The sequence below is a fragment of the Tsukamurella ocularis genome, from assembly GCF_024807615.1.
GTDB lineage: Bacteria > Actinomycetota > Actinomycetes > Mycobacteriales > Mycobacteriaceae > Tsukamurella > Tsukamurella ocularis.
Genome location: NZ_JANUCJ010000002.1, coordinates 607,296 through 619,580, shown reverse-complemented (window position 1 = coordinate 619,580; position 12,285 = coordinate 607,296). Strand labels below are relative to the sequence as shown.

The following is a 12,285-nucleotide window of genomic DNA, read 5'->3' as shown; positions in this document are numbered from 1 at the left end:
CAATCAGGGTATCGGCCCGGACCGGCGGGCCCGGTCGGCGCGCGGCGAGTCGCCCGAGACGGCTGTGAAATACGCCGTCACAGCGGCTATGCTGTGATCACCGACACAGCCCACGCCCGGTTCCGCCACCCCTGGAACAGGGCGTATTGAGAGAAAGCACGGTGGTTTCAGTGACCCTTGACGCCAATTCGCCGATCGAGAAGGTTCCCGGTGGCACGGATGCCACGCAGGCGGGCCGGCACGATGCCGACCCCCGGGGAGGGCAATCCGCCGCGGTCGAGTCCTTCTCCCTGGACGATCGGTACACGCGCGAAGAGGGCACGATCTACCTCACGGGCATTCAGGCCCTGGTCCGCATGGTGCGCGACCGGGCGCGGCTCGATCGCCGCCAGAACCTCAAGACGGGCTCGTTCATCTCCGGTTACGAGGGCTCGCCGCTCGCGGGCTACGACCTGGAGATCGCCAAGCGCACGAAGTACCTCAAGGACTTCGACATCGTGCATCGCCCCGGCCTCAACGAGGAGCTGGCCGCCACGTCGGTCATGGGCTCGCAGATCGCCGCGCAGGTCGGGCACCTCGACCGCGGCCTCGACGGCGTGACGGGCTACTGGTACGGCAAGGCCCCGGGCCTCGACCGTGCCACCGACGCGCTGCGGCACGCCAACATCATCGGCACCCACGCGGCGGGCGGCGCGGTCGCCCTCGTCGGTGACGACCCGGGCGCCAAGAGCTCGACGGTGCCGTGTGCCTCCGAGATGGCCCTGGCAGACCTGTACATGCCGATCCTGTACCCCGCCGATTCGCAGGACATCTTGGACCTCGGCGTGCATGCGGCGATCATGTCGCGCGTGTCCGGCCTGTGGACGTCGTTGAAGATCTCCGCGCACGTCGCGGACGGCTCCTCCACCGCCGACGTGCACCCGGACCGGATCCTGCCCGTCTACGGCGACCTCGGCACCAGCCCGCACGTCCCGTCGGGCCTGCTGCTCGGCGCGAAACTGATGGAGCTCGAGCAGAACCAGCTGACGGTGCGCATGCCGCGCGCCACGGAGTACGCGCGGATCAACCGGCTCAACCGGATCACTGTGCGCTCGAGCGACGACCGAATCGGCATCGTCTGTGCGGGCAAGACCTACCTCGACGTGCGGGAGTCGCTGCGGCTCATCGGCATCGAGGACGACCAGCTCAACCGGCTCGGCATCCGCATCCTCAAGATGGGCATGGTCTACCCGTTCGAGCGGCAGATCATGCACGAGTTCATCGACGGGCTCGACGAGGTGATCGTGGTCGAGGAGAAGCGCGACTTCCTCGAGACCATGATGCGCGACATCCTGTTCCGCCACCCGGGTGCGCCGAACATCGTCGGCAAGACCAACGAGGACGGCTCCACGCTGTTCTCCCGCTTCGGCGAGCTGGACGTGGATTCGGTCTCCCGCGGACTCGCCTCGCGCCTGGCGCGCGTGCACCGGGTGCCCGCCGCCAAGGATTGGCTGGACCGGAAGGCGCAGGTGCGCACCCGTATCGAGCTGCCGCTGGCGCACCGCAGCCCGTACTTCTGCTCGGGGTGCCCGCACAACACCTCCACCAAGGTCGCCGACGATACGCTGGTCGGCGCCGGCATCGGCTGCCACGCGATGGTGCTCCTCATGGACCCGCAGCAGGTGGGCGACGTGACGGGCGTCAGCCAGATGGGCGGCGAGGGCGCGCAGTGGGTCGGCATGGCCCCCTTCGTCACCGAGAAGCACTTCGTGCAGAACATCGGCGACGGCACGTTCATGCACTCGGGCTCACTGGCGTTGCGGCAGTCCGTGGCCTCGGGCGAGCGGATCACCTACAAGCTGCTGTTCAACGGCACCGTCGCGATGACGGGCGGCCAGGACCCGGTCGGCGAGATGACGCTGCCGCAGATCTGCACGCTGTTGCTCGCCGAGCGTGTCACCAAGGTCGTCGTCACGTCCGACGATCCCCAGCGCACCAAGGCCCTCGGCCTGCCGAAGGGCGTCGAGGTCCGCGACCGCGCCGACACGCTCGACATCCAGCGCGAGCTGGCCGAGGTCCCGGGCTGCACCGTCCTCGTGCACGATCAGCACTGCGCCGCGGAGAAGCGGCGCAAGCGCAAGCGCGGCAAGTACCCGGTGCCGAACCAGCGCGTCGTGATCAACGAGCGGATCTGTGAGGGCTGCGGCGACTGCGGGCAGAAGAGCAATTGCCTCTCGGTGCACCCGGTCGAGACGGAGTTCGGGCGCAAGACTCGGATCGACCAGAGCTCGTGCAACCTCGATTTCTCCTGCCTCAAGGGCGACTGCCCGTCGTTCGTCACGGTCACGCCGGGCGCACAGGGCAAGGTGCGCAAGTCGGTGCCCGAGATCACCGCCGAGTCGATCCCGCAGCCGAAGAAGGCGCGCCGCGAGGCCGACGGCATGGCCATCCGTGTCACCGGCATCGGCGGCACGGGTGTCGTCACCGTCTCTGCCATCCTCGCCACCGCCACGGTGCTCGACGGCCATTCCGCGCGCACCGTCGACATGACGGGCATGGCGCAGAAGGGCGGCGCCGTGGTCTCGGACATCAAGGTCTCGGCGACGTACGTGGACCAGGCGGCGAAGGTCGCCTCCGGCGACTGCGACGTGTACCTCTCGTGCGACAGCCTCGTCGGCGTGGATCCGCAGAACCTGAAGGTGGCCTCGCCGGAGCGCACCACGTCGATCGTCTCGACCACCCAGGTGCCCACCGGGCAGATGGTGATCGACACCTCGGTCGGCTACCCCGACGCGGGCACCATCCATCAGGAGATCGACCGGGCGTCGCTGCGCACCGTCTACCTCGATCCGGGTGCGCTGACGCTGGAGCTGTTCGGCGACGAGCAGTACGCGAACATGTTCATGGTCGGCGCCGCGTTCCAGACCGGAGCGCTGCCGATCAGCTCGGCGTCGATCGAGCGGGCCATCGAGCTCAACGGCGTGGCCGTGGAGAAGAACCTGCAGGCCTTCCGCCGCGGCCGCCAGTCGGTCTCGGACCCGGCCGGCGTCAAGGCCGCGATCGACGCCCTGCACCCCGTGCCCGCGCCGGCCCCGGTCAGTTCGTTCGCCAAGGGCCTCGTCTCCGCCCTCGACGGTGGCTCCGAGGAGCTGCTCCGCCAGGTGGGGCTGCGGGTCGACGAGCTCGTCGCGTACCAGGACAAGGCCTACGCCGAGCGTTACGCCGACGACGTGGTCCGCGTGTTCCGTGCCGAGAAGTCTTGGGGTTCGGAAGATCTCACCGCGGCCGTCGCGCACAACCTGCACAAGCTGATGGCCTACAAGGACGAGTACGAGGTGGCCCGGCTCTCGCAGGACGCCGGCTTCGCGGCGCAGGTCGCCGACGAGTTCGGCACCGACGCCAAGAAGGCGATCCGCCTGCACCCGCCGACGCTGCGCGAGATGGGCTTGAAGAACAAGCTCGCGCTGGGCGAGTGGGTGAACCCGGGCATGAAGACGCTGGCGAAGATGAAGCGCCTGCGCGGCACCAAGCTCGACGTCTTCGGCATGACCGAGATGCGTCGGATGGAGCGCACCCTCATCGCGGAGTACCGCGCGCTGGTGGGCCTCATGATCGCCGCCGCCGAGGGCGGCCGCGTCGCGGACGAGCAGCGCGTGCAGGTCGTCGCCCTCGCCGAGCTGCCGGACATGGTGCGCGGCTACGAGTCGATCAAGACCGACAACGTGGAGAAGTACCGCGCCGCCGTCCAGGCGCAGCTGGAGACGCTGGGCTGGTAACCCTCGTCCTCCCGTGTTCGACGGTGACCGTCCCTCGCCTCCGAGGGGCGGTCACCGTCGTTCTTGGGCCGGGATCACGGGTGCATGCGTGCGCCCTTGAGGATGCGGTCGACGGCGTTCTTGGGGCCGTGAACACCGATGCCGACGAGGTCGAGGTCGGCGCTGCCGACCGCCTGCACTGCGGCGCGGTTGTCCCGGTCGTTGCCGGTCGAGAAGAGCTCCCGGGTGAAGACGGAGACCGCCAGGCCCCGGCCCAGCGCCCGCTGGTGTGCGGCGCGGAGCGTCTCGCCGGCGCCCTCGAAGACGAGGACGGGCTGGCGGAACATCGGTAGGTAGGCGACGCCGTCGGCATCGGCGTAGGGCTCGCCGACGACCTCGGGGACGATGGCGGCGATCCCGCTGACGAGGAACGCGGTGGCGTTGAGGCGCTGCCACCCGGCCAGGTCGTCCCGGAGCAGCACCGCGATCTTGGTGTCGAATCGAATCGTCTCGGTCATGCCTCCAGCGTCGCCGCCGCCCGGGCGGCGGGTCTTGTACATACTTGATGGATGTCCGCGGAGTCGACCGTCGCCTGGCGTCCGGACGTCGAGGGGATCGCCGAGGTGTTCCGGGCGCACTTCGAGGAGCACGCCTACCCGATGCACACGCACGACGTGTGGACGCTGCTCACCGTCGACCGCGGCCGCATCGGGTACGAGCTGGGTGGGGAGCGGTGCGACTCGACGACGCGCTCGGTGACGCTGTTGCCGCCGCACGTCGCCCACGACGGGCACAGCCTCACGGCGGGCGGCTTCGACAAGCGAGTGATCTATCTGGAGTCACGGATGCTCACCGGGGTCGGCCGCGCGGTCGGCAGGCCCACGCTGCTCGACGGTCCGCTCCGGCGCCGCGTCGACCGTCTCAACAGCGCGCTCACGGCGCCGGGTGAGGAGTTCGAAGCGGCCAGCCGGCTCGCTCTGATCCTCGAACGTCTCCAATGGCACCTGGACGGGAATCCGCAGGCGCCGGAAATGCCGCGGAATCGGTCGGTCGCGCACGCCTTCCGGGACCTGCTCGACGGCCGTATCCGGGAGGGAATGACCCTCGCCGAGGCGGGGCGCGCGCTGTACGTGGACCCGACGCACCTGGTCAGGGAGTTCTCCCGCGAATTCGGGCTCCCGCCGCACCGGTACCTCATCGGCAGGCGGGTCGAGCTGGCGCGCGGGATGCTGCTCGCCGGGGGAGCGCCCGCTGAGGTCTCGGTGGAGGCGGGATTCCACGATCAGTCGCACCTCAACCGTCACTTCAAGTCGATGGTCGGGACCACTCCTGGTCGCTACGCACGGAGCGGCGGAACCGCAGCTCGGAGGTGATCGGATCGGGGGCCTCGGGCACCCGATCGGCGCGGCGCGGCGTGTCGCGCGTTCGATGCTTGCTTCGAACGCAGGTTCGCCTATAGTCGACGGTGTTCGACGTGAAAGTGAGCCGGCGAGAGCGCGCCCGATGCGGATGCGAAAACTTGTCAGAGGGTCCCTCTAGCGTCCGTAGCAACAGTAGAACCCAGCGCCGGCGGCTCTTCCCAGTCCCGGCCCGAAGGACGGAGAGTCCCATGGCACCTGCGGCACCGGATCGCGATAAGGCCCTCGAGCTGGCCCTCGCACAGATCGACAAGAACTACGGCAAGGGCTCGGTCATGCGCCTCGGAGACGAGGTGCGCCAGCCCATCGCGGTCATTCCCACCGGCTCCATCGCGCTGGACGTCGCGCTCGGCATCGGCGGTCTGCCGCGCGGCCGTGTCATCGAGATCTACGGCCCGGAGTCCTCGGGTAAGACCACGGTGGCGCTGCACGCCGTCGCGGAGGCACAGGCCAACGGCGGCATCGCGGCCTTCATCGACGCGGAGCACGCGCTCGATCCCGACTACGCCGCGAAGCTGGGTGTCGATACCGATGCCCTGCTCGTCTCGCAGCCGGACACGGGTGAGCAGGCGCTCGAGATCGCGGACATGCTGATCCGCTCCGGCGCGCTCGACATCATCGTGATCGACTCGGTGGCCGCGCTGGTCCCCAAGGCCGAGATCGAGGGCGAGATGGGCGACAGCCACGTCGGCCTGCAGGCCCGCCTCATGAGTCAGGCGCTCCGCAAGATGACGGGTGCCCTGAACAACTCCGGCACCACCGCCATCTTCATCAACCAGCTGCGCGAGAAGATCGGCGTCATGTTCGGCTCGCCCGAGACCACCACGGGCGGTAAGGCGCTGAAGTTCTACTCGTCGGTGCGGCTCGACGTCCGCCGGATCGAGACTCTCAAGGACGGCACCGACGCCGTGGGCAACCGCACTCGCGTCAAGGTCGTCAAGAACAAGGTCTCGCCGCCCTTCAAGCAGGCCGAGTTCGACATCATCTACGGCCAGGGCATCAGCCGCGAGGGCTCCATCATCGACATGGGCGTCAACGAGGGCTTCATCCGCAAGTCGGGCTCCTGGTACACCTACGACGGTGACCAGCTGGGCCAGGGCAAGGAGAACGCCCGCAAGTTCCTGGTCGAGAACCCGGACGTCCGCGACGAGATCGAGAAGCGGATCAAGGAGAAGCTCGGCGTGGGCGCCGATGTCACCGCCGACGCCGACGAGATCGCTCCCGCGCCCGTCGACTTCTAGGCCGCGATGTCGGACTACGCCGACGACGAGGTCGTCTCGCGAGGTCGGCGCCGTGGGCGCCGGTCGCGGGGCGGCGACGACCCGGCCGCCGGTGAATCGCAGCAGAAGGAGCAGGACCCGGCCCAGCGAGAGGCGCTGGCCCGGGACCTGATCTACCGCGCCCTCGCGATGCGCGATCACTCGCGGTCCGAACTGCGGAACAAGCTCGCCCGCCGCGGCTTCGACGAGGAACTCACCGAGCGGATGCTCGACAAGTTCGTCGACGCCGGCCTCATCGACGACGCCGCATTCGCGCAGCGCTGGGTCCAGTCCCGCCACCAATTCTCCGGCCGAGGACGCCGCGCCCTGGCGCAGGAGCTGCGGACGAAGGGCGTCGGCGAGGAGGAGGCGTCGGCCGCGCTCGACACCGTCAGCCGCGAGGACGAGCGGGAGCGCGCCTCGGAGCTGGTGGAGCGTAAGCTCGCCCGCGTCGAGGTCCCGGAGGATCGGGTCGAGCGGGACAAGTTGACGCAGCGCCTCGTCGGCATGCTCGGTCGCCGCGGTTACCACCCGTCGTTGGCGCTGTCCGTCGTGCTCGACGCGGTCCGCGAGAAGGCCGACGCCGCACACGAGTAGCCACGGCGCGCCGGCACCTGCGCCCGTGCCGCCCACGCGGAGGCGCGTCGAGAACCAGGGGAGTGGATCCCCAGCGAAGTGGAGCCCCCGGAGAACACTCCGGGGGCTTCGCTGTGCGCGCTCCCGTGCGAGACCTATCAGGCAAGCCGGTCACCGGGTATCGTGCTCGGCATGACTGCCGGAACGGCCTCGGGCCACGCACAGATGGGTGATCCGGCGAACGGTTGACGGCGCGGTCTCCGCCGCTCGGAATCGGTCAACGCACGAACCCGATTCCGAACCCCGAAGGAGATCCCCTTGCCCGCACGTTTCAACCACACCATCATCTTCGCCACGAACAGTGACGAATCCGCGGCGTTCTACCGCGACTACCTCGAGGCCCGCCCCGCCGAGTCCTGGGGGCCGTTCACCAACCTCGAGATCGAGGACGGCGTCCTGCTGCAGATCGCGGCGCCGCCGATCGAGATCCAGCCGCAGCACTACGCCTTCCTCGTCGACGACGAGCACTTCGACCGCGCCCATGCGCTTCTCGTCGACCGCGGAATGGATTTCGCCGCCGACCCGTTCTGGAAGGAGCCCGGCCGGATCAATCACGGGCACGGCGGCCGCGGCGTCTACGTCCGCGATCCGGCGGGGCACGGCATCGAACTGCTCACCAGCCCGTACCTGTGACGGTCAGCGGGCCGCACACGGCGCGCTCGTCGCGGTGAGGAATCTGAGGTCCCCGATGCCGGGGGCGAGCCGGTCGCTGCCGCCGTCCCGTTCGACGGTCCGCCCGGCCTCCTCGTCGCCGACGGCCCGCCGCAGCGAGCGCTCCCACTCGCCGGATTCGAGCATCTGCCGCAGCGCGGCGTTGACGGCGTCGCGGGCGGCGCCGTCGCCGTGCGCCAGACCGATGCCGTACCGCTCTACAGAGAAGGGGGCGCCCGCGGAGCGGAGCCGGCCGTCGACACAGGTGTCCTTCGGCAGCGCCATGTCGACGAGGCGGAAGGCGTCCGGACGCTGCGCGGCGAAGCCGGCGAGGATCACCTCGTCGGTGGTCACCGCGTCGACGGCGCGGCGCGCCAACGCATCCGCGCACGCCGAATAGGTGTCGTACTCCAGGAGCCGCACGCCGGGGAGCAGGGCAGCGACGGTGCGCGCGGACGTCGAGCCCGTCACCGAGCACAGTGTCCGGTCGCGCCCGAGATCAGAAACAGTGCCGACGGCCGCCTCGTCGCGCCGGACGAGCAGCCCCTGCCGGGTCGTGAGGTACGGCCCGGCGAAGGTCACTGCGGAGGCGCGGGCGGCATCGATCGAGTACGACGCGACGATCGCGTCCACCTCCCCGTTGTCGATCAGTTGCTCGCGTTGCGAGGTCGGGCTCTCGCGCCACGTGACCCTCGGTTCGGCCTTCCCGCGGGCGGCGGCCACTGCCCGCACGACGTACCGGGCGACGTCGATGTCGAAGCCCGAGTACTTCCCGTCACCGCTCCGCAGCCCCAGGCCGGGCTGGTCGGCCTTCACGCCGAGGAGGACGGCGCCGTCGTCGATCGAGCGCAGCAGGCTCCGCGGCGACGGCCCCGAACACGCGCAGAGCGCGGCCATGAGCACCGTGATCAGTGCCAGGGCCGCGCTCGCGCGGGGTCGGGAGGGCATGGCCGTCAGTCGCCGTAGTCCTGCCGTAGATCCTTGTGCTTCGGGTCCGGGTGAGTGGTCTCCATGACCTCCTTGGACATGAGCCCGGGTTCGGGAAGCGCGTGCGGCGCGTCCACGATCAGCTTCTTCTTGCGGCCCTCGCGGAGGTTCTTCTCGATGTTCGATGCGAGCGCCGAGAGCCCGAAGTTGATGAGGATCATGATGATCGCCACCATGATCAGCGAGGGGATCACGTTGCCCCACTCGTTGCCCGCTTGGATGCCGGACTTCACCACTTCGATGTAGCCGATCTGGTAGCCGAGCGCGCTGTCCTTGAGCGCGATGACCATCTGCGAGATCAGCGCCGGAAGCATCGCGGCGACGGCCTGCGGCAGCAGGATCAGCCGCATGGTCTGCGACTTCCGCAGCCCGAGTGCTTTGGCCGCCTCGAACTGGCCGCTCGGCAGGGAGTTGATGCCCGACCGCAGGATCTCCGCGATCACCGAGCCGTTGTACAGGGTCAGGCCGAACACCACCGCGAAGAAGGCGATGTAGTCCGACGTGAACACCTTGTAGACGCCGAAAACGATGTACAAGAAGTAGATCAGGATCAGCACCGGGATGGCGCGGAAGAACTCGACGATGGCGCCCGTGGCCCAGCGGACCGAACGGTGATCCGAGAGGCGTCCGATGCCGAGGAAGGCCCCCATGATCATTGCGAGGATGATCGAGGCGAGCGCGGCCTTGAACGTGCCCCACAGGCCCGGGAGGATGTACGTCCCCCAATAGTTCGTGTCGACGAAGGGCTCGAGCTTCTCCCGATCGAACTGTCCGTTCGCGGCGAAGGCCGTGATCACCCAGGCGAACAGGCCGACGATCACCACGATGAAGGCCACCGCGATGATGTTGTTGCGCACGCGGGCCTTCGGGCCCGGCGCGTCGTAGAGAACGGTCGATGTGGCCTTGGCGCTCATCGCTTCACCGCCAGTCGCTTGGCGAAGTAGCCGAAGACGGCTCCCTCGGAGAGTGTGATCACCATGAACGCCGCCGCGAAGATGACGAAGATCAGGATCAGCTGATCACTGTGCAGTTCGAGTTGTTCCTTCATCAGCAACGCGGCCTCGCCGACACCGATGATCGAGGCGATCGTGGTGTTCTTGGTCAGCGCGATGAGCACGCTGCCCATCGGGGCGATCACCGCGCGGCCGGCCTGCGGCAGCACGATCAGCCGGAACACCTGGATGAAGTTCAGGCCCAGCGAGCGCGCCGCCTCGGCCTGTCCCAGCGGGACGGTGTTGAAGCCGGATCGCAGCGTCTCGCACACGAACGTCGCCGTGTAGACGACGAAGCCGATGACCGCGAGCCAGAAGTTGTTGTTCTCGGTGAAGTTCGCGTCGTTCGGCACCAGCGCGAGCGCCATGTTCTGGTACAGGCCGAGAGAGAGGAACAGGATGATGAGCGTGAGCGGCGTGTTGCGCACGATGTTGACGTACCAGGTGCCGAACACCCGCATCGCGGGGACGGGGGACACCCGCATGCCCGCGAGAATCGTGCCCCAGATGGTGGCGCCGATCGCCGACCAGAAGGTCAGCTTGATCGTCACCCAGAACGCCGGCCACAGCTGTGGCCCGAGGTCTTCCCACATGTTCAGACACCTGCCTTCGTGCATTGCGCCCGCGGATCGGCCTTCGGCAGCGTCATGGACTGGCCGTTCACCGTGACCTTCACGTTGCCGTCCTTGTCGGGAAGCAGCCACGTCTGGTCGCCGGGGACGGCGACGAGGACGGACTTGGGCTTACCGCCGTCGACGGGGCGCCCCTGCTCGATCATGGTGTTCGCGTACTCGCCGAGGTTCTTCCGGAGCGCCTGGAACAGCGCGTTGTCGGGATTGGCGTAGGTGAGACCGGTGAAGGTGGAGACGACCGCGGCCGGGACCACACAGGACGGCACCGCCGGAACGGCCTCCACGTCGTAGGTGGCGGTGCCCTGCTCTCCGAGGATCATCTGGCGCAGCGCCTTGTTCACCTCGCGGAGCGCATCGGCGTCACCCTTGCGGATGCCGATGCCGTACCGCTCGGTGGAGAACTGGTCGCCCTTCTTCTTCTCGGTCTTGGTCCCGGTGCTGCTCGTCAGGGTCACGTCCTTCGGGTAGGTCATCGGCACGATGTCGAACTCGCCCGGGTACTTGGCCTGGAAGCCGGCGAGGATCGTCGCGTCGGTGGTGAGCGCATCCAGCACGCCGCGCCGGACGCCCTCGACGCACGAGGCGTAGCCGTCGTACTGCTGCAGCTGGACGTTCGGTAGTGCGGCCTTGACGTTGATCGCCGAGGTCGAGCCCGACACAGAACACAGCTTGCGGCCGGAGTTGAGGTCCTCGAGGCTCTTGATCGGATCCGCGGTCTTCTTGCTCACCAGGAGTGCCTGGTAGGTGGTGAGGTACGGGCCCGCGAAGTCGACCTTCTTGGTGCGGGCGGCGCTGATCGAGTACGTGGCGGCGATCATGTCGACCTCGCCGTTCTCGATCATCCGCTCGCGCAGGGGAGACGGAGTCTCCTTCCAGGTGATCTTCGGTTCGGCCCAGCCGTTGTTCTTGGCCACCTGCTTGATGACGAACTCGGACACGTCCACATCGGATCCGCTGTGCGACTTGTCCGGGTTACGGTTCGCGAGGCCGGGCTGGTCGTACTTGGTGCCGAGGACGACGTCGCCGTTCTTGATGGAGTCGAGGAGGCTGCGCGGGGTGTCCGTGCCGCACGCCGACAGGACGGGAACGGCCACGAGGGCGGCGGCGACGGCCGCGATCGTGCCTCGCCACCGACGGGGCCGGGTGCTCTGTGGGTGTGTCATCAGTGCCCCAGGATCTTGCCGAGGAAGTCCTTCGCGCGGTCCGACTTCGGTGCGGTGAAGAAGGACTCCGGCTCGGTGTCCTCGACGATCTGGCCATCCGCGAGGAACAGGATACGGTCGGCGGCCTTGCGTGCGAAGCCCATCTCGTGGGTCACGCACACCATCGTCATGCCCTCCTTGGCGAGACCCACCATCACGTCGAGCACCTCGTTGACCATCTCCGGGTCGAGCGCCGAGGTCGGCTCGTCGAACAGCATCACCTTGGGGCCCATCGCGAGCGCTCGGGCGATCGCCACGCGCTGCTGCTGTCCGCCCGAAAGCTGCGCGGGGTACTTGTCCTTCTGCGCGACGATGCCCACCCGGTCGAGGAGCTCCAGTGCGCGCTTCTCGGCGTCGGCCTTGTTCTGCTTGCGGACCTTCATCGGGCCGAGCGTCACGTTGTCGAGGATCGTCTTGTGCGCGAACAGGTTGAACGACTGGAACACCATGCCGACCTCGGCGCGGAGGTTCGCCAGGCCCTTGCCCTCCGACGGGAGCACGGCACCGTCGATCTTGATGGTCCCGGAGTCGATCGGCTCGAGCCGGTTGATCGTGCGGCACAGCGTGGACTTGCCCGAGCCCGATGGGCCCAGCATCACCACGACCTGTCCCTTCGGCACGGTGAGGTTGATGTCCTTGAGCACGTGGAGTGCGCCGAAGTGTTTGTCGACGGACTCGATCTCGATCATGGGGACCGCGCCGGTGGGCCCGGTCGCTGCGGGTGTAGTCATGGAGTCGACCCTATGATTGATCAGGTTTCGTCCGCGTAAAGTC

General features: G+C 68.3%; 11 protein-coding genes. 5 read left to right on the top strand and 6 right to left on the bottom strand.

Features of this window, described 5'->3' with window-relative positions:
• The first annotated feature begins 170 nt into the window (after positions 1-170).
• On the top strand, positions 171-3,755 hold the full coding sequence (locus HNP44_RS09045) for an indolepyruvate ferredoxin oxidoreductase family protein (RefSeq protein WP_259140067.1): 3,585 nt from the start codon (positions 171-173) through the stop codon (positions 3,753-3,755).
• Positions 3,756-3,829: 74 nt separating this feature from the next.
• On the opposite strand, the gene HNP44_RS09040 is transcribed toward HNP44_RS09045, so the two are convergent.
• The gene (locus HNP44_RS09040) at positions 3,830-4,252 is read right to left on the bottom strand and encodes a DUF2000 domain-containing protein (RefSeq protein ID WP_259140068.1); all 423 of its coding nucleotides are present in this window, start codon (positions 4,250-4,252) and stop codon (positions 3,830-3,832) included.
• A gap of 51 nt (positions 4,253-4,303) precedes the next feature.
• On the opposite strand from HNP44_RS09040, the gene HNP44_RS09035 reads away from it, so the two are divergent.
• The 4 genes from HNP44_RS09035 to HNP44_RS09020 all read left to right on the top strand — a co-directional run bounded on the left by HNP44_RS09035 (position 4,304) and on the right by HNP44_RS09020 (position 7,680).
• A complete protein-coding gene (locus HNP44_RS09035) occupies positions 4,304-5,107 on the top strand; it encodes a helix-turn-helix domain-containing protein (protein WP_259140069.1) in 804 nt (267 codons plus the stop codon).
• A 236-nt stretch (positions 5,108-5,343) separates the two neighbouring features.
• Positions 5,344-6,393, top strand: coding sequence for a recombinase RecA (recA, locus tag HNP44_RS09030; RefSeq protein WP_224651649.1), 1,050 nt, complete (start codon positions 5,344-5,346; stop codon positions 6,391-6,393).
• A 6-nt stretch (positions 6,394-6,399) separates the two neighbouring features.
• A complete protein-coding gene (locus HNP44_RS09025; RefSeq protein ID WP_259140073.1) occupies positions 6,400-7,008 on the top strand; it encodes a regulatory protein RecX in 609 nt (202 codons plus the stop codon).
• A gap of 297 nt (positions 7,009-7,305) precedes the next feature.
• On the top strand, positions 7,306-7,680 hold the full coding sequence (locus tag HNP44_RS09020) for a VOC family protein (protein WP_224651645.1): 375 nt from the start codon (positions 7,306-7,308) through the stop codon (positions 7,678-7,680).
• 3 nt (positions 7,681-7,683) lie between these two features.
• Here HNP44_RS09020 and HNP44_RS09015 read toward each other — a convergent pair whose 3' ends face one another.
• The 5 genes from HNP44_RS09015 to gluA are packed head-to-tail and all read right to left on the bottom strand — an operon-like array spanning position 7,684 to position 12,200.
• The gene (locus tag HNP44_RS09015) at positions 7,684-8,646 is read right to left on the bottom strand and encodes a glutamate ABC transporter substrate-binding protein (protein WP_259140076.1); all 963 of its coding nucleotides are present in this window, start codon (positions 8,644-8,646) and stop codon (positions 7,684-7,686) included.
• Between the two features lie 5 nt (positions 8,647-8,651).
• A complete protein-coding gene (locus HNP44_RS09010; protein WP_259140079.1) occupies positions 8,652-9,599 on the bottom strand; it encodes an amino acid ABC transporter permease in 948 nt (315 codons plus the stop codon).
• The gene (locus tag HNP44_RS09005; protein WP_259140081.1) at positions 9,596-10,270 is read right to left on the bottom strand and encodes an amino acid ABC transporter permease; all 675 of its coding nucleotides are present in this window, start codon (positions 10,268-10,270) and stop codon (positions 9,596-9,598) included. Before HNP44_RS09005 ends, HNP44_RS09010 begins: the two co-directional genes overlap by 4 nt.
• A gap of 2 nt (positions 10,271-10,272) precedes the next feature.
• A complete protein-coding gene (locus HNP44_RS09000) occupies positions 10,273-11,472 on the bottom strand; it encodes a transporter substrate-binding domain-containing protein (protein WP_259140083.1) in 1,200 nt (399 codons plus the stop codon).
• On the bottom strand, positions 11,472-12,200 hold the full coding sequence (gene gluA, locus HNP44_RS08995; protein WP_224651669.1) for a glutamate ABC transporter ATP-binding protein GluA: 729 nt from the start codon (positions 12,198-12,200) through the stop codon (positions 11,472-11,474). Before gluA ends, HNP44_RS09000 begins: the two co-directional genes overlap by 1 nt.
• Between the last annotated feature and the right edge of the window lie 85 nt (positions 12,201-12,285).

What these genes read in the sequence shown, in the direction of transcription:
- HNP44_RS09040 (WP_259140068.1), bottom strand. Translation starts at nt 4,252, where the DNA reads ATGACCGAGACGATTCGATTCGACACCAAGATCGCGGTGCTGCTCCGG.
- HNP44_RS09035 (WP_259140069.1), top strand. Translation starts at nt 4,304, where the DNA reads ATGTCCGCGGAGTCGACCGTCGCCTGGCGTCCGGACGTCGAGGGGATC.
- recA (WP_224651649.1), top strand. Translation starts at nt 5,344, where the DNA reads ATGGCACCTGCGGCACCGGATCGCGATAAGGCCCTCGAGCTGGCCCTC.
- HNP44_RS09025 (WP_259140073.1), top strand. Translation starts at nt 6,400, where the DNA reads ATGTCGGACTACGCCGACGACGAGGTCGTCTCGCGAGGTCGGCGCCGT.
- HNP44_RS09015 (WP_259140076.1), bottom strand. Translation starts at nt 8,646, where the DNA reads ATGCCCTCCCGACCCCGCGCGAGCGCGGCCCTGGCACTGATCACGGTG.
- HNP44_RS09010 (WP_259140079.1), bottom strand. Translation starts at nt 9,599, where the DNA reads ATGAGCGCCAAGGCCACATCGACCGTTCTCTACGACGCGCCGGGCCCG.
- HNP44_RS09005 (WP_259140081.1), bottom strand. Translation starts at nt 10,270, where the DNA reads ATGTGGGAAGACCTCGGGCCACAGCTGTGGCCGGCGTTCTGGGTGACG.
- HNP44_RS09000 (WP_259140083.1), bottom strand. Translation starts at nt 11,472, where the DNA reads ATGACACACCCACAGAGCACCCGGCCCCGTCGGTGGCGAGGCACGATC.
- gluA (WP_224651669.1), bottom strand. Translation starts at nt 12,200, where the DNA reads ATGATCGAGATCGAGTCCGTCGACAAACACTTCGGCGCACTCCACGTG.